General features: G+C 65.8%; 24 protein-coding genes. 11 read left to right on the forward strand and 13 right to left on the reverse strand.

Annotated features, from left to right (window positions below; all coding sequences use genetic code 11):
* Nucleotides 1–109: 109 nt before the first annotated feature.
* Nucleotides 110–529, forward strand: a complete 420-nt coding sequence (locus ABEA50_RS00965) for a hypothetical protein (protein WP_345493032.1) — start codon at nucleotides 110–112, stop codon at nucleotides 527–529.
* 72 nt (nucleotides 530–601) lie between these two features.
* Here ABEA50_RS00965 and ABEA50_RS00970 read toward each other — a convergent pair whose 3' ends face one another.
* The 4 genes from ABEA50_RS00970 to ABEA50_RS00985 all read right to left on the reverse strand — a co-directional run bounded on the left by ABEA50_RS00970 (nucleotide 602) and on the right by ABEA50_RS00985 (nucleotide 4,782).
* Nucleotides 602–2,383: a TerD family protein gene (locus ABEA50_RS00970; RefSeq protein ID WP_345493033.1), complete on the reverse strand. Its 1,782-nt coding sequence runs from the start codon at nucleotides 2,381–2,383 to the stop codon at nucleotides 602–604.
* Nucleotides 2,384–3,002: 619 nt separating this feature from the next.
* Nucleotides 3,003–3,377, reverse strand: a complete 375-nt coding sequence (locus ABEA50_RS00975; protein WP_345493034.1) for a VOC family protein — start codon at nucleotides 3,375–3,377, stop codon at nucleotides 3,003–3,005.
* Entirely contained in the window at nucleotides 3,374–3,781 is a 408-nt protein-coding gene (locus tag ABEA50_RS00980) for a VOC family protein (RefSeq protein ID WP_345493035.1), read from the reverse strand. Before ABEA50_RS00980 ends, ABEA50_RS00975 begins: the two co-directional genes overlap by 4 nt.
* A 239-nt stretch (nucleotides 3,782–4,020) precedes the next feature.
* Entirely contained in the window at nucleotides 4,021–4,782 is a 762-nt protein-coding gene (locus tag ABEA50_RS00985; protein ID WP_345493036.1) for a helix-turn-helix domain-containing protein, read from the reverse strand.
* 122 nt (nucleotides 4,783–4,904) lie between these two features.
* On the opposite strand from ABEA50_RS00985, the gene ABEA50_RS00990 reads away from it, so the two are divergent.
* The 3 genes from ABEA50_RS00990 (at nucleotide 4,905) to ABEA50_RS01000 (ending at nucleotide 7,056) form a co-directional block, all read left to right on the forward strand.
* The gene (locus tag ABEA50_RS00990; protein ID WP_345493037.1) at nucleotides 4,905–5,621 is read left to right on the forward strand and encodes a siderophore-interacting protein; all 717 of its coding nucleotides are present in this window, start codon (nucleotides 4,905–4,907) and stop codon (nucleotides 5,619–5,621) included.
* Between the two features lie 66 nt (nucleotides 5,622–5,687).
* Nucleotides 5,688–6,374 (forward strand): O-methyltransferase, encoded by a 687-nt coding sequence (locus ABEA50_RS00995; protein ID WP_345493038.1) that lies wholly within the window; start codon nucleotides 5,688–5,690, stop codon nucleotides 6,372–6,374.
* Nucleotides 6,375–6,600: 226 nt separating this feature from the next.
* Entirely contained in the window at nucleotides 6,601–7,056 is a 456-nt protein-coding gene (locus ABEA50_RS01000) for a YdeI/OmpD-associated family protein (protein ID WP_345493039.1), read from the forward strand.
* Nucleotides 7,057–7,079: 23 nt separating this feature from the next.
* On the opposite strand, the gene ABEA50_RS01005 is transcribed toward ABEA50_RS01000, so the two are convergent.
* On the reverse strand, nucleotides 7,080–7,715 hold the full coding sequence (locus ABEA50_RS01005) for a TetR/AcrR family transcriptional regulator (protein WP_345493041.1): 636 nt from the start codon (nucleotides 7,713–7,715) through the stop codon (nucleotides 7,080–7,082).
* A 69-nt stretch (nucleotides 7,716–7,784) separates the two neighbouring features.
* On the opposite strand from ABEA50_RS01005, the gene ABEA50_RS01010 reads away from it, so the two are divergent.
* The 4 genes from ABEA50_RS01010 (at nucleotide 7,785) to ABEA50_RS01025 (ending at nucleotide 13,094) form a co-directional block, all read left to right on the forward strand.
* A complete protein-coding gene (locus ABEA50_RS01010; RefSeq protein ID WP_345493042.1) occupies nucleotides 7,785–9,350 on the forward strand; it encodes a flavin-containing monooxygenase in 1,566 nt (521 codons plus the stop codon).
* Nucleotides 9,347–10,177: an SDR family NAD(P)-dependent oxidoreductase gene (locus ABEA50_RS01015; protein ID WP_345493043.1), complete on the forward strand. Its 831-nt coding sequence runs from the start codon at nucleotides 9,347–9,349 to the stop codon at nucleotides 10,175–10,177. Before ABEA50_RS01010 ends, ABEA50_RS01015 begins: the two co-directional genes overlap by 4 nt.
* A 78-nt stretch (nucleotides 10,178–10,255) precedes the next feature.
* The gene (locus ABEA50_RS01020; RefSeq protein WP_345493044.1) at nucleotides 10,256–11,173 is read left to right on the forward strand and encodes an alpha/beta hydrolase; all 918 of its coding nucleotides are present in this window, start codon (nucleotides 10,256–10,258) and stop codon (nucleotides 11,171–11,173) included.
* Between the two features lie 127 nt (nucleotides 11,174–11,300).
* Entirely contained in the window at nucleotides 11,301–13,094 is a 1,794-nt protein-coding gene (locus ABEA50_RS01025; RefSeq protein WP_345493045.1) for an AMP-dependent synthetase/ligase, read from the forward strand.
* A 145-nt stretch (nucleotides 13,095–13,239) separates the two neighbouring features.
* Here the strand turns inward: ABEA50_RS01025 and ABEA50_RS01030 are convergent, their stop codons facing one another.
* Nucleotides 13,240–13,377: a hypothetical protein gene (locus ABEA50_RS01030; RefSeq protein ID WP_345493047.1), complete on the reverse strand. Its 138-nt coding sequence runs from the start codon at nucleotides 13,375–13,377 to the stop codon at nucleotides 13,240–13,242.
* A 312-nt stretch (nucleotides 13,378–13,689) separates the two neighbouring features.
* On the opposite strand from ABEA50_RS01030, the gene ABEA50_RS01035 reads away from it, so the two are divergent.
* The 3 genes from ABEA50_RS01035 to ABEA50_RS01045 all read left to right on the forward strand — a co-directional run bounded on the left by ABEA50_RS01035 (nucleotide 13,690) and on the right by ABEA50_RS01045 (nucleotide 16,511).
* Nucleotides 13,690–15,537, forward strand: coding sequence for a molybdopterin-dependent oxidoreductase (locus ABEA50_RS01035; protein WP_345493048.1), 1,848 nt, complete (start codon nucleotides 13,690–13,692; stop codon nucleotides 15,535–15,537).
* A gap of 52 nt (nucleotides 15,538–15,589) precedes the next feature.
* A complete protein-coding gene (locus ABEA50_RS01040; protein ID WP_345493049.1) occupies nucleotides 15,590–16,216 on the forward strand; it encodes a Uma2 family endonuclease in 627 nt (208 codons plus the stop codon).
* Between the two features lie 70 nt (nucleotides 16,217–16,286).
* Nucleotides 16,287–16,511: a hypothetical protein gene (locus ABEA50_RS01045; RefSeq protein ID WP_345493050.1), complete on the forward strand. Its 225-nt coding sequence runs from the start codon at nucleotides 16,287–16,289 to the stop codon at nucleotides 16,509–16,511.
* A 53-nt stretch (nucleotides 16,512–16,564) separates the two neighbouring features.
* Here the strand turns inward: ABEA50_RS01045 and ABEA50_RS01050 are convergent, their stop codons facing one another.
* The 7 genes from ABEA50_RS01050 to ABEA50_RS01080 all read right to left on the reverse strand — a co-directional run bounded on the left by ABEA50_RS01050 (nucleotide 16,565) and on the right by ABEA50_RS01080 (nucleotide 24,641).
* Nucleotides 16,565–18,046: a DHA2 family efflux MFS transporter permease subunit gene (locus ABEA50_RS01050; RefSeq protein ID WP_345493051.1), complete on the reverse strand. Its 1,482-nt coding sequence runs from the start codon at nucleotides 18,044–18,046 to the stop codon at nucleotides 16,565–16,567.
* Between the two features lie 17 nt (nucleotides 18,047–18,063).
* A complete protein-coding gene (locus ABEA50_RS01055; RefSeq protein ID WP_345493052.1) occupies nucleotides 18,064–18,729 on the reverse strand; it encodes a PadR family transcriptional regulator in 666 nt (221 codons plus the stop codon).
* 237 nt (nucleotides 18,730–18,966) lie between these two features.
* Nucleotides 18,967–19,923, reverse strand: coding sequence for a glycine betaine ABC transporter substrate-binding protein (locus ABEA50_RS01060; RefSeq protein ID WP_345493053.1), 957 nt, complete (start codon nucleotides 19,921–19,923; stop codon nucleotides 18,967–18,969).
* A gap of 278 nt (nucleotides 19,924–20,201) precedes the next feature.
* Entirely contained in the window at nucleotides 20,202–21,398 is a 1,197-nt protein-coding gene (locus tag ABEA50_RS01065) for an NAD(P)-dependent malic enzyme (protein ID WP_425577497.1), read from the reverse strand.
* 406 nt (nucleotides 21,399–21,804) lie between these two features.
* Nucleotides 21,805–23,472 carry an FAD-binding protein gene (locus ABEA50_RS01070; RefSeq protein ID WP_345493055.1) on the reverse strand — a complete coding sequence of 556 codons (1,668 nt, stop codon included), beginning with the start codon at nucleotides 23,470–23,472 and terminating at the stop codon, nucleotides 21,805–21,807.
* 51 nt (nucleotides 23,473–23,523) lie between these two features.
* Nucleotides 23,524–23,790, reverse strand: coding sequence for a hypothetical protein (locus ABEA50_RS01075; RefSeq protein ID WP_345493056.1), 267 nt, complete (start codon nucleotides 23,788–23,790; stop codon nucleotides 23,524–23,526).
* Nucleotides 23,787–24,641, reverse strand: coding sequence for a PHP domain-containing protein (locus tag ABEA50_RS01080; RefSeq protein ID WP_345493058.1), 855 nt, complete (start codon nucleotides 24,639–24,641; stop codon nucleotides 23,787–23,789). Before ABEA50_RS01080 ends, ABEA50_RS01075 begins: the two co-directional genes overlap by 4 nt.
* Nucleotides 24,642–24,716: the final 75 nt, after the last annotated feature.

Consider the following 24,716-nt stretch of genomic DNA (forward strand, 5'->3'; position numbering starts at 1 on the left):
CATGCGTACCGTCCGAACGGTGGGTACGGCGGTCCGGTGCTGCCATTTGCGCGCATTCGAAAAATGTTCAGCCTCAACTTTTTTCAGAAGAAACAAAAGGAACCGCGCAATGTTCAAGACCGTTACCTTACTCACCGCGCTCGCGCTCTGCGCGGCTCCCGCCGCGATCGCCAACGCGGAGTCACCAGTCGCGCCGCCACCACATGCCGCAATCCCGATCGCGTCCCCGCAGGAAAACACCGCTGCCATGCAGTCGTTCACCTCGATTGTCGGTGTCGGCACCGTCACCGGGGCGGTGGTCGGCGGAGTGATCGGCGCTGTGGCAGGTTGTGCCATCGGCGCAGGAACGCTCGCGATCACCGTCATCGGGATTCCGCCGGGATGTCTGGCCGGAGGAGCCGCGGGCGTGGGAATCGGCGGTGCGCTCGGCACTGTCGTCGTCGGCGGACCTGCCGCCGCCGTCGCGGGGGTGGATTTGATTCAAACCCTGATCGCACCCGCGGGCAGCACGCAGTACGCACAGCGCTGAAACAATCGGTGCGGTACGTGCACCATGACCAGGCACGTACCGCACCGGCAATTCACAGCCGCGGGGTGTACTTCACTCCCCTGCGACATCGACGCCGTATGACCGAGCGAGCGCAGCCAATCCGAACGGGTACCCCTGCCCAACAGCACGCAGGCGCCACGTCTCACCACGGAGATAGATCTCGGCGAGCAGGAGGGTGCGTTCTTCCGTCGCGGCATCCAGTGTGGCACGGGCGAATACGCCGGACTCTTCGCCGGCGGCGGCCTCGATCTCGATCGCGCCGACCGATCCGAAGGTCACCGTGCCGTCGATTGTCGCGGCGACGACTACCCGGCGGCACCACTGTGGCAGTCGGTCGAGCGTGAGGCCGATGGATTGTTCGCTCGGCCCGTCAGCATTCAGGCGAATACCATCGGTAAACGGCTGGTTATAGAAGACGAAATCCGAATCGTCGCCGACCGTTTCGTCGCCGTCGAGCGCGAAGGCAACGACGTCGAGCGCGTATGCCTCGTGCTGAGTCCAGGATACCCGCACCGACCACTCGTCGCCGAGATCCTCGACCGGAAGGTTCACCACTTGGCCACGACTCATCGTGAGCACGAGAGAGGTGCTGGTTTCGGCTGGCTCCGGCAGTGAAACCGTCTGTACGCCAATAAGCTCCGGTCCGTGCACGGCGATCCCCATCCGTATCGCCTTCTGCACTCTCGGATCTTTCTGCGCACCAGCCAAAGTGAGGATATCGGTGACGCTGCGCGACATGTTGACCGCTACCGAGCCGCCGAGGTCGGTGATCCGCGCCCGCACTTCGGTTGCTTCGCTGTGTTGGCCACCCAAGACCAAGACGCGCCGACCGTCAAGTGGACCGCTCGGGGCACTCGTCTGAGGAACATCCTTCTTCGTACCCGCGCCCGTGGACGCTCTGGGAACACCCGGGCGGATCTGTGCCAACAAGCTCAGGAATCGGGACTCGTTCACGACCGCCGTCCCGTGCGCGTGAGCCGCGCGAGCCTTCCCGGTCCCGCTGTCCGGCGAGTTCGTCACCAGCACACTGGTACGAGCACTCACCGCACCGGTGACATCCAATCCTGCTGCTACCGCACGATCGATCAACTCCGAACGATCGATCCGCGTCTCCCCCGTGAACGCGACTTTCATCCCCTGGGTCAGTGGTCCGTCGCCGGTGAACCGACCTGGATACTTGAACGCACACCACGTTTTCGGCGGGCTACTCGGCCACAATCGACCGGCGGCAACATGCCGCTCGTCCTTCGGCGGACAGGCCAACAGCGGTGGGGCAACGCCGAGCCTGGCCGCGTCGGCGATCAACGACCGCAATACCGCCGCGAGCACGCGCGTGTCATCGAGGGCATCGTGTGCACGTTGCTGCGGAATGCCGTAATACGCGGCCAGCGTGGACAATCGACAGTCCGATGTCGGCGGAGCGACCCTTCGCGCGAGCGCCAACGTGCACAAGCGCTTCTCGACCGGCAGCTTCGCTCCGATTCGAGTGAATTCGCCCGCCAGAAAGCCGTAGTCGAAGCCAGCATTGTGGGCGACCATGACGCGACCTGCGAGCATTGGCGACAACTGCGCCTCGATGTGTTCGAAACGTGGCGCCCCGGAGAGCAACTCGCGAGTCAGTCCGTGGATATGGACCGGTCCGGGATCACAGCCCGGATCGATGAGGGTATGGAACTCACGGACTACGGCGCCCGCGCTATCCAGCGCCAACGCGGCGACAGAGAGCACGCGGTGGTCGCCCACCCTGAGCCCGGAGGTTTCGACATCGACGACCGTGAACGAACCGAACCCCGCGCCGGTACCGGCGGTGTCGACCACCGAATCTGGTTGCATGCCAGAAGCATCGCCGGTAGTGCCCCAAATGTTGCGGCATTGTCCGGTCACTCCCAGATATTGATCGACCGAGGCCAACTTGCACCGGTGGCGCCAGATCCATTGCCCACGAGGTGATTCGGCTAGCGACCATTCGCTCGGCGACGCCCACCGCGACTTCGACCAGACTCGACCCGACCGAGCGACCCGCGAGCTCTCCCGATCACGTGCCGGACCGGTCAAGTCGGATTCAGCCCCTGGGGAATTGACCGCCCTACACGACGAGGCTGCTGGCCCCGCTCGCGCATTGTGGTCATGCCACCGGCCCTCTCGGACCGCCGTGAAATTGCTCGACGGAATAGGCACGGCGCGCGAAACCCATACTGCTTCATCGGAATTCACGTTGCCGACCTTGTCGAGCAATTTCACGGTATGTCCGAGAACGATCGAGAGGCAAAGACGAATTCTCATCGTTTGCCATAGGGAACACCTATACGCGAAGCCAAGATCACCTGGCAGCACAGCACACTCGCACACATCTTCAATCGCAGACGAGCGCCATCGAAACACGGCGCGGTGGCTTCGGTCCCGACCGCGCCGCTCCCCTCGGTACCACCGAAAGGTGTTGCCGCCGAGTACTTTACTCCTGGATTACGGAGAGTACGTTGCCCGCCGGGTCTTCGAACCAGGCGATGAGCGGGCCACCCCCTCGGTGAATTCCGCGATCGTCCTGCTCGGCGAATTCGTAACGTTCGAAGTGGACGCCTCGGGTGGCGAGTTCGTCGACGGTGGCCTCGATATCGGAGACAGGGAAGTTCAGGACCGTGAACGAGGCCGGGGTGTGGTCGGGCTTCGGGTAGACCAGGACGGGGCCGCCGCCGGTGTGCAGCGTGAGGACGCCCATCTCGCTGTCCTCGGTGACGCGCAGGTCGAGGGTGTCGGCGTAGAACTTGGTGGCCGCTGCGGTGTCGTTGGTGGAGAATCCGCTGAACGCGTGGCTGTTGGCGAGTGTCATCGGCTGGCCTCCGCTACTTCCGTCATTTCGGCGAGGTGTTTCGGGCTGAGCTGGACGAGCTGGACATAGTTGCCGTCGGGGTCGAGGGCGGTGGCGAAGAGGCTGCCGTCGCGGTCGTCGAGTTCGGCGACCCAACCGCCACCGAGGTCGGCGATGCGGCCGACCACCGCACGGGCGTCGGTGACGTCGATATTGAGGATCAACCGACCGGGTTCCGGGTTGGCCGCGCCGACGTCATCCCGACTGTCGAGCATCACGTAGAACCCGCCGAAGTCGAGAATGTCCATCCCAGGGCCACCGGGCGTGCGAGAAACTTTCGGCTCGAACGCGGTGACATACCAATCCCGTAACCGCGCGGGGTCCGAGCTGGCAAGCAACAAACTACCAATGGTTGAAGAAGTCATACCTCTTGTGACGACACAGCGCCAAGGAACTAATCGCCCCGATGCTCCGTGGCACGTATTTCGACCCGAACCGACAAAGATCACCAGGACCTCAGCGGGGCGGCGCCCGCACGAAGCCAGCCCCGGCCCTGATGCATAAAATCCCACTGCTCTGGGTCCGCAGTCCTGCTCCGCGGAAGTTTCCGGGGAACTTCACCCGCATGTCCTGCGCACGAGCCGGGAACAGTTGCGCCGCTCGTTCAGCGCGCGCTTCGACCCGGGCGGTAAGCGCTGGGGTGTTGACCGGTGATGCGATGGAAGGCGGCGGCGAAGGCGCCGGGTTTGTGGTAGCCGACAGCGCGGGCGGTGGCGGAAACCGGGGTGCCGTCGGCGAGATGGGTGAGCGCGGCCCGCACCCGCAGGTGAGCGCGCCAGCCGACGAAGGTCATGCCGGTTTCGCGGGTGAACAGACGGCTCAGGGTGCGCACGCTGCTGTGAGTGTGTAGCGCCCAGGCGGTGAGGTCGCGGCGGTCGGCGGGGTCGGCGATGAGGGTTTCGGCGATGAGTCGGGCGCGTGGATCGACTGGGAGCGGGAGCTGAAAGGTGTTGCTTGGCACGGGTTCCAGTAAGGCCAGTAGCAACGGTTCGATGTATGCGCGCAGCTCTCGTTCCTCGCGATGACTACCCAGATGCAGGATGAGCTCGCGGATCAACGGAGTGATGAGAACGGCGGTGGGTTCGCTCCAGGTGATCGAGCAGCGGGCGGGGTCGAGTAGGACGACGTGCCCTTGACCAGGTCGCACCGTCGCGGTGATGTGCGTGGTACCGGCGGGCACCCACAGGGCGTGCGTCGGCGGGACGAGCCATTCACGGTCGTCGATGCGCAGGGCCACGGTGGCCATGGCCGACCAGCAGATCATGTGTTCGTCGTGATGGTGCGGGTGCAGCGCGAGGCGTGACGGGATCTCACCGCCGCCGACGTTCATCAGCGGTGCCTCGATGAGGGTGTCGGCTTCTGTCATGTCGTCGCCTTCGCTCCGCGCGATCGTTGGCTGGTTCGGGGCCGTTGTTGGCCGCATAGCGCTCCCCGGATTATTTAGGATTACCTTACTCGCTGACCGAAGGTCGCTCGAACGGAGACATGATGGCGAAAGTGACCGAACTGCTGGCCGATCTGGCTGGTGACGCATTTCTTCAGACCACGAAAGTGACCTCGGTCGAGAAACTCTCACCGTCATTCGTGCGAATTTCGATCCAGGACGACGGGTTCCGCTCCACGCAGTGGACACCGGGGACGAAACTCCAACTCCGCCCGAACCGAGGCACTTTGAGTCTGCGCACCTACACCCCCACGCACTGGGACACCGACCTCGGCTCGACGGATCTACTCGCCTACGCGCACGGCGACGGGCCGGCGGCGCGCTGGTTCACACAGGTCGCGGTCGATGACGCGTGCGAGGTGCTCGGACCGCGCCGCTCGATCGACCTGAGCAAAGCGCGCGGCCGGTTGGTGTTCGTCGGCGACGAATCCAGCGTCGGCCTCGCCTGCGCGCTGCGCACCGTGAACACGCGAGTGCGGCATGTCTTCGAGGCTAGCGATCCCGCCGAATTAACGACGCTGTTGTCGACTCTCGGCTTCGAAGACAACAGCACCATCGTCGAGAAGTCCACCGACAGAAAGGAATTGATTGACAAGTCCCGAGCCGCCGCCGACTCGGACAACACACCGTTCGGTCTGATCGCCAGCGGTGACGCGGCTACCGTTCACGCCTTGCGGCGGGCCGAGCGCGGCTGGCAGCGACGAGCCGACTCGATCGCCGCCAAAGCGTACTGGGCGCGCGGACGCACCGGACTCGACTGACCTGAATCCCAGTGGGATGCGACCCCTCACCGGGCGAACAAGCACGTCCACGACAAGGAGAAAGTCATGAACTCACTCACCACCGACCCCGCAGACACCACCCTGCGTCGGCTGTTCACCGAGGCCCAAGCCGCCGACGCGACGCTCGCGGAGGACATGTTCGAGGGAATCGAATCGCAAGAGGCAGCGATCAGCCGCATGCTCGAGGCGGAGACGCAGGACTATCGCGCCGTCGCGCATCGGGTCGCGGGCAATTTCTTGGCCGTATCACCGGAATTCGGCCGGTTCCTCTACATGTGTGCTCGTGGATGCCAGGCACGCACCGTGGTCGAGTTCGGCACCTCGTTCGGTATCTCGACCATCCACTTGGCCGCCGCTGTTCGCGACAATGGCGGCGGGCAGGTCATCGGCACGGAACTGGAGCCGAGCAAGGCCGAGCGCGCCCGCGCGCACCTGACCGAAGCCGACCTCGCCGATCTGGTCGATATTCGCGTCGGCGACGCCCTCGAGACACTGCGCGAGGTCGGAGGTCCGGTCGACCTGGTGCTGCTCGACGGCTCGTTCACCCTGTATCGCCCGGTCCTCGATCTGCTGGAGCCACACCTGCGGCCCGGCGCGTTCGTCATCGGCGAGAACGCGTTCGAGGGAACGGGATACCTGGAGTACGTGCGCGATCCGAGCAACGGTTATCTCTCGCTCGTGTTGCCCTTCGGGGTGGAGCGCGGCAACGAACTGTCGATCCGCACCCGCTGATCGTTCGGGCGCAGCGTCAAAACGCCTGTGGCGCACCGCAGCGCTCATCACAAGCACAGCGCACGCACATACATCTGCGGGCGGATCGGCAATATCGCGGAATGTTCTTTGCGATGATCGGTTCCATGCGACGACCCGCGCACAGAACTTGTCGTCGACGAGCACCGCACCCGATTGATCCAACGAACCGCGATCCCACGAACCGCGATCCCACGAACGGAGCACCGTGACCACGCACCGCTTCGACACCACGATCGAACTGAACGGCAAGACCGCGACCGGTTTTCGAGTACCCGACGACGTGGTCGCGGCGTTAGGTCGCGGCAAGAAGCCGCCGGTGCGCGTCACACTCGGCGCGCACACCTATCGCAGCACGGTCGCGATGTACGGCGGTGTGTTCATGCTGCCGCTGAGCGCCGACAATCGGACAAGCGCGGGCGTGCGCGCCGGTGACACCGTGACGGTCACGCTCGAGCTGGATACCGAGGAGCGCACGGTCGAGGTCCCCGGCGACCTGGCCGAGGCGCTGGCCGACAACCCGGCGGCGAAGGAACGGTTCGACAAGCTCTCGTTCAGCAAGCGCCGCCAACACGTCACCTCGGTCGAATCGGCGAAGCAGGCCGAGACCCGGCAGCGGCGTGTGCGCAAGGTGATCGAGGAGCTGTCGACGGACCTCACGTGACCGCGATACGACGCGGTGACGCCTTATCCGCGTAACGCTTCGGCGAGCGCGGGATTCAATGAAAATGCCAGCGCGATAAGGGATTCGACCAACAAGTCGATCAACTGCTCGCGCGTGATCGACTCCGCACCCAGCCAGGTGAGCGTGGTTTCCTCGACGAAGGCGATCCAGCCGCGCATGGCCAGCAGCAGCCGGGGACGATCCACCTCGTCCACCTCCACCGGGACCTCGGTGAGGATGATGCCGATGATGGCGCCTCGGGTCTGGTCGACCAGCGGGACGAGGTCGGGGCTCACGCTGGTCGGGCCGCGCAGCAGAGCGGCGTACGAGGACCGGTTCTCGCTGACGTACTCGATGTAGCGGGTGATCGAATCGCGCAGCATCTCGAAGACGCCGAGATTACGGTCGGGGGTGACGCGTTCGATCAGTTCCGCGTTCGCGTGCTGCACGATCGCCAACTGGAAGTCCTGCTTGGTCGGGAAATAGTGGAACAGCAGACCACGGGAGATCCCGGCCGAGGCCGCGATCTCGCTGATGGAGATGTCCTCGATGGCACGCTCACCCAGCATTTTCGTGCCGAGAGTGATGAGTTGGTCGCGGCGTTCGTCGGGGCTCAGGCGGGTGCGTTTCGTAGCTTCTCCCGAAATCTTGCTGCTCACATCGGCCACTTTACTGAACGGCAGTCAATACTGTTGACTCGCGCTCAATAGGACCGTACGCTTCGTTACATGAGTCGCAAGGTTACAGACAACACCGGTGTTGCTGACGCCGCTGAGGGCACGCCTGCCCGCCACGCCAAGACGATCATCATCGGCAGCGGACTCGCGGGGCTCGGCCTGGCGATCCGACTGAGCCAGCAGGGTCGTACCGACTACCTGGTGCTCGAACGCGGCAGCGATGTCGGTGGCACCTGGCGCGACAACACCTACCCGGGTGCCGCCTGCGACGTGCCCTCGCACCTGTACTCGTATTCCTTCGCGCTCAACCCCGACTGGTCGCGCTCGTTCTCCCGCCAAGGCGAGATCCAGCAGTACATCCAGAAGGTCTCCAAGCAGCACCGCGTGCTCGACAAGCACATCTTCGACTGCGATGTCACCAGCGTCCGCTGGAACGCCGAGGCCAGCCAATGGGAAATCAAGTCCACCCAGGGCGAATTCACCGCTGACACCGTGGTTTCCGCGGTCGGCGCACTGTGCGAACCCGCGCTGCCCGACATCAAGGGCATCGACACCTTCGAGGGCGAGACCTTCCACTCCGCGCGCTGGAACCACGACGCCGACCTCACCGGTAAGCGCGTCGCCGTGATCGGCACCGGCGCCTCCTCCATCCAGATCGTTCCCGCGATCGCGGAGCAGGTCGGCCACCTCGACGTCTACCAGCGCACCGCACCCTGGTTGCTACCGCGCTTCGACCGGCCCTACACCAAGCTCGAACACCTTGCCTTCAAACACATTCCAGGATTCCAGCGACTGTCTCGGGCCGCCATCTACGCCGCGCGCGAAACCCAGGTCGTCGGCTTGGCCAAGTTCCCGCCGTTGATGCGCGGCTTCGAACTGATCGCCAAGGCGAAACTGCGCAGCGAGGTGCCCGACCCCGAACTGCGCAAGAAGGTCACCCCGAACTTCCGGATCGGCTGCAAGCGCATGCTGATCTCCAATAACTACTACCCCGCCGTGAGCAGGGACAACGTCGACGTCGTCACCGAAGGCATCGCCGAGATTCGCGCCAACTCGATCGTCACCGAGGACGGCACCGAACGCGAGATCGACGCGTTGATCGTGGCCACCGGCTTCCACGTCACCGACTCGCCGACCTACAACGCGATCGTCGGCCGTGACGGCCGCACCCTGGCGGAGGTCTTCGACGACATCGGTCAGCAGGCCTACAAGGGTGCCTCGATCGCCAACTTCCCCAACCTGTTCTTCCTACTCGGCCCCAACGTCGGGCTCGGGCACACCTCGATGGTGTACATGATCGAATCGCAGATCAACTACGTCGCCGACGCGCTGCGCACGATCGAGAAGAAGAACCTGCGCACCGTCGAGGTCCGACGCGGCGTGCAGGACGCGTTCAACACCGACCTGCAACGCAAGCTGCGCAACAGCGTGTGGCTCAACGGCGGTTGCGCCAGCTGGTATCTGGACAAGCACGGCAACAACACCACGCTGTGGCCCGATTTCACCTTCCAATTCCGTAGGCTGACCAAGGAATTCGACGTGGCGGCCTACAACACGACAACCATCGATCCCGACCACGGCAACCGAGCCGATCTGAAAGCGGTGACAACCCGATGAGCAATGACGCTTACTTCAAGGACAAGGTCTGTGTGATCACCGGGGCGGGCTCCGGTATCGGTCGCGCGCTCGCCCTCAACCTCGCCCGCCGCGGCGCCAAGCTCGCGCTGTCGGACATCGACACCGAGGGCCTCGCCGAAACCACCAAGCGCTGTGAACAAATCGGCGCCGAGGTGAAGTCCGACCGCCTCAACGTGGTCGAGCGCGAAGCGGTGCTGCTCTACGCCGACGCCGTCAAGGCACACTTCGGCAAGGTGCACCAGATCTACAACAACGCGGGCATCGCCTACCACGGTGACGTCATTCGCTCGGAGTTCAAGGACATCGAGCGCATCATGGACGTCGACTTCTGGGGCGTCGTCAACGGCACCAAGGCATTCCTGCCGCTGATCATCGAGTCCGGTGACGGGCACGTCGTCAATATCTCCAGCCTGTTCGGGCTGATCGCGGTCCCGAGCCAAAGTGCTTACAACGCGGCGAAGTTCGCGGTGCGCGGGTTCACCGAGTCGCTGCGTCAGGAAATGCTGATCGGCAAGAAGCCGGTGAAGGTCACCACCGTGCACCCCGGCGGCATCAAGACCGCCGTCGCGCGCAGCGCCACCTACGCCGAGGGCATCGACGGTAAAGAGGCCGCGTCGATGTTCGACAAGAAGCTGGCCATCCACACCCCCGAAATGGCGGCGCAGACCATCACCGAGGGCGTGCGCAAGGGCCACGGCCGGGTGCTGATCGGCTGGGAAGCCAAGCTGCTCGACATCTTCGTCCGCGTCACCGGGTCCTACTACCAGCGCATCGCCGCGACGGTCAGCGGACGCTTCATTCCGTAAACCGGTCGAACGCAGGACCCGATCGAACACGTGCCTGATTCGAACACGTCGAGCACTCAGCCGAAGCAAGGAAAAGCAATGCGGGACATCACCTTTCCGCTGCCCGTGGTGCGGGCGGCGCTGAATCCCCTTTACCGAGTCACGCTCAACCGCCGGTTGCCGTGGCGCACGCAGCGGCTGCTGCTCGACCTCAGTTCGCGGGCGCAACCGGTGCCCTCCGACACCAATGTGGCGCGTATCCAGCTCGGCGGACGGCCGACCGAGCTGGTCACCAATAACGTCACCGAGCAAGCCGGTGCCGTGCTGTATCTGCACGGCGGTGGGTACGCGGTCGGCTCACCGCAGACCCACCGCTCGCTCGCCGCGCGGCTGGCGAAGGAAATCGGTTGCGCCGTCTACGTTCTCGACTACCGGCTGGCACCGGAGCACCCCTTCCCCGCCGCACTGGAGGACGCCGAAGCCGCGTATCTCGAGTTGATCGACAACACCGGATTCAGCGCCGACCAGATCGCCGTCGCGGGTGACTCGGCCGGTGGCGGGCTCGCGCTCGCGCTCGCCCAGCGACTCATCGCGAAGCACGGGCACACCCCCGCCGCGCTCGGACTGATCGCGCCATGGGTCGACCCCAACCAGATCCCCGAACGAGATCGCGACCTGGTGATCAGCAAGTCGTGGTCGCGCGTGTGCGCGGCCGCCTACCTCGGCGGCGGCGACAGCGCCGACCCCGGCTACGCGCCGCTCACCGGCACCCTGCACGGGCTGCCGCCGACCTACGTTCAGGTCGACCGCAGCGAGTTGCTGCACCCGCAATGCGTGGACTTCGTCGAGGCACTACACGCGGCGGGCGTGCACGCGCGCTTCACCGAGAGCACGGGCCTGTGGCACGTCGCCCAGCTGCAATCCGGGCTGGTCGCACACGCCGCCGCGGCAACCACCGAGCTGGCCGAATTCCTCAGGGAAGCGATCCAACCAGTGCGAATGCGCGACCTAGGATAGAAACCGACGCCGCAAGGGCGCTCGACGCTCGCGCGGCGCCACTTCGGCGAGAGTTGACGCCTCACTCGCAAGCCTGGACGCGGGTGTCGTAGATTACTGGCGAGTAAACCCACCTGGAAGGGCACAGATGCGAGAGTTCGAAGTCCCGGCTTCCTACACCATCCCGGACGACGCGAACAATTCCGATAACGTCTTCCGGCACGCCGAGCAGGCGCCGAACACGGTCGTGTTCAACGTCCCCGGCGCCAACGGCGGATACGAGGACGTGACGGCAGCGCAGTTCGCGAAGACCGTCACCGGGGTGGCGAAGGGCCTGATCGCTTCGGGCATCGAACTCGGCGATCGCGTCGCCATCATGGCGCCGACCCGCTACGAGTGGGCCGTGCTCGACTTCGCCATCTGGGCCGCGGGCGCCTGCACCGTCGCGATCTACGACAGCTCCGCCGCCGAACAGGCCAAGTGGATCCTGCAGGATTCGGCGACCAAGCTGGCGGTAGTCGACAGCGACAAGCACCGCGCCGTCATCGATGAGATCGAGGCCGACGCACTGCCCGATCTGAGCGAAACCTTGCAAATCGACAAGGGTGCCGTCGATGAGCTCATCACTCGCGGCGCCGACCTCGACGACGACGCCGTGCACCAGCGGCGCGCCAAGGTGAACGCGAGCTCGCCCGCCACTCTGATCTACACCTCCGGGACCACGGGCCGCCCCAAGGGCGTCATGCTCTCGCACGCGAACCTCTACGCCGAGTCCAAGTCGGACCGAATCGCGTTGAGCGAGTATGTCACCGAGGGCAAGAAGACACTGATGTTCCTGCCGCTGGCGCACGTGTTCGCCCGCGCGGTCGCCCTCGCCGCCTTCGACGCCAAGGTCGTCGTCGCGCACAGCTCGGACTGGTCGACACTGGTCGAGCAGTTCGGCAGCTACCAGCCGCACTTCATCCTCTCGGTGCCGAGGGTGTTCGAGAAGGTGTTCAACGCCGCCAAGCAGAAGGCACACGACGGCGGCAAGGGCAAGATCTTCGACGCCGCCGCCGAGACCGCCATCGAGTGGAGCGAATCCCTCGACAAGGGCGGGCCCGGCTTGGTGCTGAAGCTCAAGCACGCCGTGTTCGACAAGCTCGTCTACGCCAAGCTGCGGGCCGCGCTCGGCGGACAGTGCGAAGCGGCCGTCTCCGGTGGCGGCCCGCTCGGCGCGCGCCTCGGGCACTTCTTCCGCGGCGTCGGCGTCACCATCTATGAGGGCTACGGGCTCACCGAGACCACCGCGGCCATCACGGTGAACACTCCCGGCCACATTCGTGTCGGTTCCGTCGGTCGCCCGCTCGACGGCCACGCCGCCAAGATCGCCGAAGACAACGAGTTGCTGCTGCGCGGTCCCGTCGTGTTCAACGGCTACTGGGGCAACACCGAAGCCAGCGAGGAAGCCCTGGTCGACGGCTGGTTCAAGACCGGCGACCTCGGCGCCATCGACGGCGACGGCTTCGTCACCATCACCGGGCGCAAGAAGGAAATCATCGTGACCGCGGGCGGCAAGAACGTCTCCCCCGGCGTGCTGGAGGACTCACTGCGCGCGCACCCGCTGATCAGCCAGGTGATGGTGGTCGGCGACGGCAAACCGTTCGTCGGCGCGCTCATCACCCTCGACCCCGAGTCGCTGCCCGGCTGGCTGCAACGCAACAACCTGCCCGCCGACACCCCGATCGAGAAGCTGATCGAGAACCCCGACCTCAACGCCGAGATCGAGGCCGCGGTCGCCGACACCAACAAGAAGGTGTCGCGGGCCGAGGCGATCAAGAAGATCCGCATCCTGCCGATCGACTGGACACAGGAGACCGGGGAACTCACCCCGAAGATGTCGCTCAAGCGCGCGGTCGTGATGAAGCAGCACGAGCAGGACGTCGCCGAGATCTACAGCTGAGCCCTCTCGGATAGAGGCGCTGCCCGCGAACTATTGACGCGGGCAGCGCCTTTCCTTGTCATTGCGCTATCCCTACACGCACCGTCGCCCGTCCTCGATACGAGATACCGCAAGTCGATCAGCGTGATTTCCTGGGAGATTCGTCTTACCGGCAAGCGTGCGGATCCACGATGCGCTCGAGTGCGTGCAGGTCGGATTCGAGGGTGTAGCCGCCGACGACTTCGACGCCACCGACGTCGGCCCCGCGGACTACCCAGACGTGGATGCGCACCCCGGTCGTCACCGCAGCTCGGCACCACGCTCGCGGCCTGTGTCACCAACGGCAAGCGTGCATCACCGACGTCGACGGCGCAGGATCCGCTACTACAGGGATCTCCTCGTCGGGAAAGCCAGGTGCTCGACAGCGGTGTCGAGTGTGACGCCGAGTGGGTGATCACGCACAGCATTTGATGCGGACAGTGCGGTGTCGGCGCACTTGATGGCGTGCCGCATGCCGCGACCTGGCCAGCGCCTTCGGTCTGCCACCGTCCGCAGCAGTTCGCACGTCACAGAATGGTCATCTTGTGCGCGTGCGCGCGGACGTAGGCTCGCAACCATGGCTCACCTGCGTCTTCGTGTGATAGCCGGGATCCTCGCCGCGGCGGTGATCCTCGGGGTCGCCGAACTGCTCGCGGCATTCTTCGGTGCCGACACCGCCCCGCTCAACGCGCTCGGCGCCACCGTCGTCGACCACACGCCGGACGCACTGCGGGAGTGGGCCATCAGCACTTTCGGCACCAGCGACAAAGCGGTGCTGTATCTGATCATGGGTGTGGTCGCGGTGGTTGTCGCCGGGCTTGCCGGTGCGCTGGAACGGACGGCGGTGTTCGCGGGGTCGGCGATGCTCGGGGTTTTCGGGCTGGTGGCCGCGGTCGTGGTGATCGGGCGCGGTGGCGTGATCGCGGTGGTGCCGACCGTTATCGGGGTGGGTGCGGGAATCTATGCCCTGCGGGCACTGACTCGGCGGATCGATGACCTGCCCGAGCCTGCACGATCAAGCGAAATATTCAGCGACACAGGCACATCTGACCTCGCTGACACCTCCGATGAAACGGACACAGGTGAGCCTGCCACGGGCGTGTCCGGCGCAGAGATGACGGCGGAGCTCCCGAACACCGACCCCGCGGCAGCGCTTCCCGCCGATGACACGAAGAAGCTACCGAACACCGCCGACTCACCTCGAGTCGCGCCGACGGGCGAGTCACAGCACGACGTCGACAAAGCCCCCGCACCCGTAGCGAAGGACTCGAACCGCGCGAATGCCCCCAGCACGTCGGGTGGAACTCGGGACCCGAGCACAACGGCGCGAACCGAAAACGACTCGGCCAGCACGCTCCCCGCGCGACGACAAGTGTTGCGCGGCATGGCGATCGCGGGTGGCGTCGCCGCAGTCGCGGGGATCGGCGGCAAGCTGTTCGGCTCGTTGCGCACCGATGTCTCCGGCGAACGCGCCGCCGTGCGGCTACCGCAGCCGATCGCACCACCGGAACCGATCCTGGAGGGATCGGAACTGCGGTTGCCGGGACTCACGCCCTTCCTCACACCGAACGACGAGTTCTACCGCATCGACACCGCTTTGGTGGTTCCACAGGTCTCCAAGGACTCGTGGTCGTTGCGCATCCACGGCATGGTCGACCGCGAAATCGTGCTCACCTGGGATGATCTGGCGAACCGCGCTGCCGTCGAACGCCTGGTCACCTTGGCGTGTGTGTCCAATGAAGTGGGCGGTGACCTGATCGGCAACGCGCGCTGGCTCGGCTACCGACTCGACGAACTCCTCGCCGAAGCCGGACCACACCCCGACGCCGACATGGTGCTCTCCCGCAGCACCGACGGCTGGACGGCGGGCACGCCGCTGTCGGCACTCACCGATGGCCGCGACGCCATCCTCGCCGTCGGCATGAACGGCGAACCCCTTCCCGTGCAACATGGTTACCCGGCACGGCTCGTCGTGCCCGGCCTCTACGGGTACGTCTCCGCCACCAAATGGGTGACCGAACTGGAGGTCACCCGCTACGACCGCGCCACCGCCTACTGGACCCGTCGCGGTTGGTCGGCACAGGGCCCGATCAAAACCGGCACCCGCATCGACACCCCACGCCCACGACGCCGAATCGACAAGGGCCACACCATGATCGCGGGCATCACCTGGGCCCAACACCGAGGCATCAGCGGCGTCGAGGTCCAAATCGACAACGCCGCATGGCAACCCGCCCGCCTGGCCGACGAACAATCCATCGACACCTGGCGCCAATGGGTCTACGAATGGGATGCCACCCCCGGCCAGCACACCATCCGCGCCCGCGCCACCGACGGCACCGGCGAAACCCAAACCGCCACCCGCGCCGACGTCATCCCCGACGGCGCCAGCGGCTACCCGTCGGTCCTGGTCCAGGTGGGGTGAGCTGCGGCTAAGATCGAGTTTGCCCCCATCGGGCCCGACCCAAGGAGTGCAGATGTCCGCCATCTTCGACTGGGCAAAATCCGATAACTTGCAGCCGGAGCCCATCACCCTGGAGATCTGGCGACAACTCCCCGAGGACTTCTGCCGTGAGGTCGAAGTGGTCAATGGCGAGGCTATCCGAGCCGAGTCACCGACAAGGCCGCATCAGAAGGCGGCCCGCCGGTTGGCGAACATGCTCGAATCGGCCGCCGAAGCACATGTGCGCCAGTATCAAGACGGTTGCCTCGACGTGGAGACTGATTTCGATGTCGTGCTGTGGGAGTTACCCAGGACAACGATCCGACGGCCGGACGTCGCCTTGTTCGAGTGCGCGCCACCCGAGGTCCGACCGCTTCCGACATCGCTGGTGAAGCTGATCATCGAGGTGGTTTCCCCCGGCACGGAAAAGGTCGACGTCGCCGAGAAGAAGGCCGAATACGCACTCGCGGGGATCCCCTGGTACTGGATCGTCTGGGTCGTCGACAACAGCGTGAAATCCATCGAAGTCCACGTCCTTGATCATGCCTTCGGCCAGTACCGCCCGCACGGCGTACTGGATGCGCGGAGTTCGGAAACAGTGGCGGAACTGCCGATTCGCGTCACCATCGACTGGGACCGGCTCACCGAGCTTTCGCTGTAACATGTTGCCTTACAACATGATCGGTTGGACCCGGTAAGTCCTACCTCGACCGATGCGGCGTTCTTCTCCCATGACCCTGATAAAGACCTTGGCGCACGTCGACGCCGACGACTTGGCGACTAGCAAAGAAGCCGCAGTACGCGACGACGTCAGCGAAGCCGCGATCTTGCGCGACGCGATACGTCTTGCGGCCGCACGGGTTCGCCGCCAGTCAGAACCACTACAGCCCAGGCGATTTGCGAGCGGTGATCCCACCCTTGCCGAACGTGTCGGTATCTCCATCGACGAGGTCTAGACAGGAAACCCGTTGCTCCACAGCGGTAATGCCGCGGAGCAACGGGTACTGGATCAGGCGCTGACGGAGTCGGCCTTGGCTCGGCGCTCGCCAGGGTTGGTGGGGGCGGAGGCGCCGTGGCGGATGAACAGGGCCGAGGCGACGACGCCGATCAGCAGGATGAAGGCCGGTAGCAGGATGGCCTGGCCGAGGGCGCTGCTGAAGGAGTCCTTGACGAATTCGGGGATGGCGCCGCCACCGCCCTCCATCGACTGTTGCTGACCGCCGCCGAGACCGTTCGCGCTCAACCGTGCCGCGACCAGTGCGCTGATCGCCGCACTACCGAGTACCGCACCGACCTGACGGGTGGTGTTGTAGACACCGGCACCCGCGCCGGCCAGATGGATCGGCAGATTGTGCGTCGCGGTCGAGGCCAGCGGCGCCCAGATGCAAGCGTTCGACAGACCCGCGAGCGCACCCGCGAGCATGAACCAGATGATCGGCGAAGTCGGTGTCATCAGCACCGCGAACAGGAACACCGAGATCGCGAACAACCCGAAGCCCGCCGTCGGAATGATCCTCGGGTGCACCCGATCGGAGAACTTGCCGATAAACGGCGCGGCGACGCCACTGAGGACCGCCATCGGCGCGAACACCAGGGCCGACTCGGTCGGCGTCATCTCGCGCACGCTCTGCAAGTAGAAGTACGCGGGCACCATCATCGCGGTCACCGAGGCACCCATCGCGGCGATCGCCGCGTTCGACATCGCGAAGTTCCGATCGCGGAACAAGCTCAGCGGGAGCAGCGGCTCACCACGGTTGCGTGCCTGGTTGATGACGAACGCGATCAGCACCAGAACACCGGCGCTGATCGTCACCCAGATGCGCGGCGACCAGTCGTAGCTATTGCCCTCCTGAATGCCGAACACCAGCAGGAACAGGCCGATACCGCTGAGCAGCACACCGGGCACGTCGAACTTGTGCTTGTGGGTGGGCAGCGCCGGAACCAGCCACACCGCCAAGCCGAACGCGATCAGGCCGACGGGAACGTTGACGATGAAGATCCACTCCCAGCCGAGGCCGTCGACCAGCAGGCCACCCAGGATCGGGCCGACCAGCGTCGCGAGACCGGCAACGCCGCCCCACAGGCCCATCGCCGCACCTCGACGGTCGGGCGGGAAAGTCCTGGTGATGATGGCCATGGTCTGTGGTGTCATCAGCGCGGCGCCGATGCCTTGCGCGGCACGCGCGGCGATCAGCATGCCGATCGTGCCCGACAATCCGCACCACAGCGAGGCGGCGGTGAAGACGGTGAGGCCGATCAGGTAGATGTTCTTGGGCCCGTAGCGGTCACCGAGTCTGCCGGTGACCAGCAGCGGCACCGCGTAGGTGAGCAGGTAGGCGCTGGTCACCCAGATCACCTGGGAGATGTCGGCGTGCATACTGCTGAGGATCGCCGGATTGGCGACCGCGACGATCGTCATGTCCAGCAGGATCATGAAGAAACCGACGACAAGCGCGCTGAGCGCTAGCCACGGGTTGCGTTGTGTGGACATGAAATCCGATTCCTATCTCAGATTTTGCGCGCCGACTCGGCGCTGTGTGGCATCGGCTCGGCGTCTGGTACGTGCGCCGAACACGCTTCGTCGTCTGTGTCGATCCGACCGCCGGTGGCCGGATCGAATTCCGCCCACTCCATCTCCCCGCTGATGAGGTCGGCGATGAAGCCGTTGACCCATTCGATCTGAGCGCCCGTTGTCGCGTGTAGATACGGCAGAACGATCCAGTAACGCCGCTTCGACTTGCGCGCCAGCGCCGCCTCGATGATCGACTCGATATCGGCCAGGTCGGCCTCGAGCCGAGACACCCGTTCACGCAGCAGCGCGAGCACATCTTCCTTGGGCAGGTTGTGCGCTTCTGCCAACGCGACGGAGAACTCCGGATATTCCTGCGCGGGCTCGGTGAGCATCTGCGAAACCCGCGTACGCAGGCTCTCGCGGCCGTAATCGGTGATTCGGTAGGTGGTCCGTTCGGGACGATTGCCGTCGCGGTCCACGCCCTCCGACCGCACGAGTTCGCGCTCCGCGAGCCGCGACACCGTGTGGTACAGCGACCCCGGTCGCAGCTTCACCAGCCGGTCCTGACCACGAGATACCAGCAATTGATACATCTCGTAGGGATGCATAGGTCGCTCTTCGAGCAGTGCGAGCACCCCGACCCCCAGCGGCGTCAACCCCATGCCACACCTCTCTTCCTCGAATACGCGAAACGGCACCCGCAACCCGACACATACTCCAACCGGAATACTCCACGCCGAATAATCCAAATGGACTATACGCCGCCCCAAGCCCCACCCAAGCAGATGTGGTGGCCGTAACAGTGAGATCTACAAGATCACCAGGACATGGGTGTGGGCATTTGTGGGAGCAGCCGACAGGATGTCCTGGTGATCTCGGCTTTTTTTTTGGGGGGGGGGTTAGAGTGCGTGGTCGTCTAGCCAGGCGTTGGCTACTGTGGCCGGGGTTTCGTGTTGGTCGCGGACGCGGCGGATCATTTCGGTGAGTTCGTCGGTGGTTAGTTCACCGGATACGTAGTTCACCTTTTTGGACTGGGTTGCGTCGAGCATTCCTTTGCGCATCAAGGCCACCACGTTTTCGGCGGGGATGGCGTAGGTGTCGTCGGGCAAGACGACTAGTCCTGTGGTGGCCTCGGCGGTGGGGGCGTTCAGGAGGGCGGCGTGGATTTGGCCGTCCAGCAGGGCTTTTCGCAGGGTAGCCCAGTCGGGGAACTCGAGGGTCGCGGCGAATTCGCAGCCGGAATCCCTGGCGAGGGTGTTGGGTTGGGCGATCGAGTCCGTGGTGGCGAGGACGCCGACGGCGGTGGTCGCGCACTGTGGCGCGAGGTCATCGACCTTGTGGATGTCCGCACTGGTCGCGGCTTCTTCGGTGAGCAGGACGCGCGCGCGGAGGTCGGCGCCGTCGGCGGGGTCGGAGACGACGAGGCCTTCCGGGAGTGCGCCGTTCACCGCGTCGGAGACTTCTTTGGGCTTGCGCGTGCGGTTGCCCGCATCGGCATCGGCATCGGCATCGGCATCGAAGTAGCTCAGCAGCGCGCCGGTGTGTTCGGCGACGAGTTGCACACGGTTCGCGTCCAAGGCGGCGAGATAGTCGGCGCGTTCGCCGAGATCGCGCTGCACCGCGGTACGGGCGCCGGTCCTGGCGAGGGCGTTGGCGTAGATCTCGGCCAGCACCGTGGATTCGAGGGAATCGCCTGCGCCGACCGTGATTCGCGCGCCGTCGTCAGCGCCGCAGGACACGGCCAGTGTCGCGGTCGCGACGATCATGATTCGAGCCAGCATCCGCGGCGGCGCGGCCAACATCACTCTGCGACACCAACTCTCCGAGAGACCGACGAAGCCGACATGAATCACCATGCGGCCGAACACACAGAATGTACCGGCGAACGTCCCGTCGCCAGGATTCGCCTCGCACTCCGGCGGGTGAACACGGCCCGAGACACCCTGACAGCCCCCGAAACCCACCGACTGCCACGGCCCGCGCCGACGGATCGAGCGCGCCCTCGCGCGTGACCCCTCGCGCGTGACCCCTCGCGCGTGACTACGACATCACCCACACCACACTGCGGGTCGACGACGAGCGACGCCCACCGCCGCAACGACGGTGGGCGCCTGCTGCGCACGAAAACGTGGGCCTACGCCACACCCTCCGCGCGAGCCGCGGCCGCGACGGCCTCGGCCACCGCGGGAGCGACGCGCGGGTCGAGCGGGCTGGGGACGATCATTTCGGGGCCGATGTCGTCGCCGACCACATCGAGGATGGCGTTGGCGGCGGCCAACTTCATGCCCTCGGTGATCCTGCGGGCGCCCGCGTCCAGCGCGCCCTTGAACACGCCGGGGAAGGCGAGAACATTGTTGATCTGGTTCGGGAAGTCGCTGCGCCCCGTGGCCACGATCGCGGCGTACTTGCGCGCGACGTCGGGATGGATCTCCGGGTCCGGGTTGGACATCGCGAACACGATCGACTCGGGCGCCATCGAGGCGATGTACTCCTCCGCGATCTTGCCGGCGGACAGGCCGAGGAACACGTCCGCCCCGGCCAGCGCCTCGGCCGCGCCACCATTGCTGCCGCGCGGGTTGGTGCGCGTTGCCAACTCGGCCTTCACCTCGTTGAGGTCGCCGCGGTCGGTGCTGATGATGCCGCGCGAATCGAGCACGATGACATCGCGGACACCGGCGGCCAGCAAAATGTTGGTGCAAGCCACACCGGCGGCGCCGGCACCGGAAACAACCACCTTCAGGTCCGCGATATCGCGGCCCTGGGTCTTGGCGGCGCCGTTGAGCGCGGCGAGCACCACGATCGCGGTGCCGTGTTGGTCGTCGTGCATCACCGGGCAGTCGAGCGCTTCCACGACCCGCTTCTCGATCTCGAAGCAGCGCGGTGCGGAGATATCTTCCAGGTTCACCGCGCCGAAGCTCGGACGCAGCCGGATCAGCGTCTCGACGATCTCGTCGACATCCTTGGTGTCCAACACCAGCGGAATGGAATTGAGCCCGGCGAACTTCTTGAACAGCGCCGCCTTGCCCTCCATCACCGGCAGCGAGGCGCGCGGGCCGATATCACCCAGGCCGAGCACCGCGGTGCCGTCGCTGACGACGACGACCAGCCGGTCGGTCCAGGTGTAACGCTTGGTCAACTCCACATCCTGCGCGATGGCGCGACTGACCTGCGCGACACCAGGGGTGTAGGCGATCGACAGGTCGCGCTGCGTATCCAGCGGCGCGCTGAGTTCGACCGAGAGCTTGCCGCCGAGGTGTCCCGCGAAGATCTCGTCGTGGCTGATCTCGGAAAGGTCAGCGGTTGCGTTCGGTGCATCAGTCACAGAGGACACGATTTCACTCCTGCTCGGATCTGGCTATACCGGGGGACGGTTACCACCGGGTATCTGGCTAAAAGGTGATACACAACGCTCATCGAGTGCGCTGACCTGGACGTTTCCTGGTCACGACTGGCATGTGAACTCGCCGTGGCCAAGCCGACGACGGGTAGCTCGAGCACCTGCGCGTAATGATCCGCGCGGCGGAGGCCGGACGGGTGTGTCCGGACGGAACTGGCGTTATCTCGGGTCGCGACAAGTGCGTCGCGGCGCGGAGACCGCTTAGATCTCCGTGGCTCCGATACCCCGCGGTGGCATGGGTACGGACTTCGCCACATTCTGCCAGTACACGCGGCCAGTTGCCAAGCCTGGTCACCGCTCGCGCCGCCGAATGCCACCGTTCGAGCCTAAGGCGCGCGAATTACCCTGAGGTAAGCGGAAACTCGCGACGTCGAGAGTTGGAGCGGTGAGCTTTTCCCTTGCGCCCGGTACTCCTGAGGTGCGCGGGCACCGCGACGCCGACCTTTCCCGAATCACTCTTTCCCGAATCACTCGGCGCCGCCGTCACCAACGCGTCCGGGCGCACCCACACGCTGTCGAGCCCACCGGAGGCCACGCGAAGCCGCCAGCCCTCGGCAACACCGGGGTGGTCGGTGCGCCGATGCATCCCCCTGGACTCGACCCGAGCCAACGCGCTGTATTCGGTCCACCGCGCCACCGCGAGCAAGGCCGCCGCCTGCCTGGCGACCAAACGGTCGGCGCCGCTCCCGCCGAGACCGTGCTGGGCGCCCGGCCACAGCGAGTCGAGTTCGGCGATGCTGTCGCGCAGGCTGCTCGCGCTGCGCCGGTAACTGCGCCGCAGGGGCAGCGTGTGTTCCTGCACGAGCCCGACCACCGCACGCGGGTCGATGCGCGAGGACGCGCGCAATCCGGCGCCCGGCACCATACGCACCGGAGCTTCGCGGTCGGCAGCGTGCGCGAACTCGGCGGCACCGGCCCCCGCCCACGCACCGGACGCCATCGCCCACGCGCCACCTTCGCCGCCGAAACCACCTGCCGCGCCGGTGATCTGCTCCCTCGTGGTGACGTCACCCGCGCCATAGAGACCGGGAACCGTTGTCGCGCAATGCTTTCCCATTACCTTGAGGCCGCCCGTACCGCGCACGGTGCCCTCGAGCACGGCACGCACCGCGACCTTGCGCCGCACATCGCCGACGCCGTGTCCCGCGAGCCAGGCCCGCACGTGATCCGGTGCCTCACCGAACGCGGCGAAAACCCTTCGCCCGTCAGCGAGCGCCGCGAGCGCCGCGGCGCGGTTGCCCTCCAGCGCGGCACCGGTCTGGTCGTAGAAGGTGGCGAAGTGCAGCACCGTGCCGGTGGCGAAACCCGACTGCACGGCGGCGGCGACCGCACGCGGCGGAGCGATCAGACTGTAGGCGCTGGAGAACTCCATCCCCGACAATTCGGCGCCCGCCTCCGCGGCCAGCAGCAATCCGTCGCCGGTGTCGACCTCCGTCCCGACACCACCGGAGAGGAAGGCGCACCCACCGGTCGCGACCACGACCGCGCCCGCGCGCACGCGCCAGTTCCGAAACCTGTTGCGCTGCTGTACTCCCGCCGCACCCGCGACGGCACCGTCGCGGTCGACCATCAGTTGCAGCGCGGGATGGTGATCGAGAATCCGCACCCCCGCCGCGAGCGCGTCCTCGCGCAGACGCCGTAGGTAATCGGCGCCGTCCAAGTACACCCGCAACGCCGGGTCGGATGTGCCGGGCCCCTCGGGGAATCGGTGCCCCCGCCGCGCCAACTGCTCGATGCGGGCGTGGGTTTCGGCGAGCACCCTGTGCATCGACGCCGCGTCGCCGAGCTCGCCGCCGTGCTGATACACCCGCCGCACGGCCTCGTCGCGAAAACGGCCAGGCGGGATGTTCCACAACGAGGTGACGCCGAACGCCGTCGGCCCGCTGGCACCGCAGTACGCCTTGTCGGCCAACACCACTCGCGCGCCCGCCGCCGCGGCGGAGACGGCCGCCCAGATCCCGGCGGGGCCACCGCCCAGAACCAGTACGTCCGTCTCGAGTTCACTCACAAGATAAAATGTTCGGCCACAATTCACCTGGCCGCAACCAATATCCCGATATCAACCCCACCATTGTGACCAGAGCAGCACCCCGGCCGTCACGAACACCACCGCCGAACCGAACAGAGACGCGACACCGCGGCGGCGATCCGAATAGATCTGCGCCCCAACGGCAATAACCGACGCCACCACATGCCAGGCGACCGCCTCGCCACCCGGACCGGGAAACCCGCGCCGGCCCGCGATCACCGCGGCACCGACCACCACCAACATCAACGCGACCGCGCCACCGGCGGCCACCCCGCTGAGCCCGCGCAGCACCCTCACGACACGACCACGGGGACACCGGTGGCTTTGCCGACCAACTCCTCGAATTGCGCGGGGTCGGTGGTGAACTCCCCTAGCTCGATGGTCTTGTTCGCGCCGTGATAGTCCGACGAGCCGGTGCGCAACAGACCCAACTCGGCTGCCAGCCCGGCCAACGCTTCCCGGTCGGGCGCGGAATGGTCCGGGTGCGCGATCTCCAAACCACCGAGCCCGAGCTCGGCGAGTTCCCGAATATCCGACTCCGCGAGCAGCCGACCGCGCTTGCGCGCCTTGGTGTGCGCGAGCACGCTCACCCCGCCCGCCTCGGCGATCATCGAGACCGCCCGTCGCAGCGGAGTATCGGCCTTCTCGACGTAGTAGCGTCCCCGCGCGGCCAGCAGATCGGTGAAGGCCGCGTCCACACTCGACACCACACCGGCCGCGACCAACGCGCGCGCCAGATGCGGTCGACCCGCCGACGGCCCCGCCGAGGCGAGTACGGCCTCGGGATCGATCGGTAGTCCGTCGGCGGCCATGCGCTGCGCCATCGCACGCAATCGGTCGACCCGTTCGGCGCGCAACCGCTCACGCTCGTCAGCGAAACTGCGATCGGTCGGATCGAACAGATAGGCCAACAGGTGCACCGACACCGGATAACCGTCCTCGCCGAGCCCGATACACGACATCTCCATGCCACGCACCAACGTCAACCCCGCGGGCAGCGCCTCGACAGCGGGAGCCCATCCCGCCGTGGTGTCGTGATCGGTGATCGCGACGACGTCCAACCCCGCCGCGGCCGCGTTGACCACCAATTCGGCAGGGGTATCGGTGCCGTCGGAGGCGGTGGAATGGGTATGCAGGTCGATGCGCACATCCTCCAGTCTTGCAGTGCGCGCCGAGGAGTTCACACGCGACGGCGACAATGCCGTGCTCGACGTAGCATCGTC

The organism is Nocardia callitridis (assembly GCF_039543305.1).
GTDB lineage: Bacteria > Actinomycetota > Actinomycetes > Mycobacteriales > Mycobacteriaceae > Nocardia > Nocardia callitridis.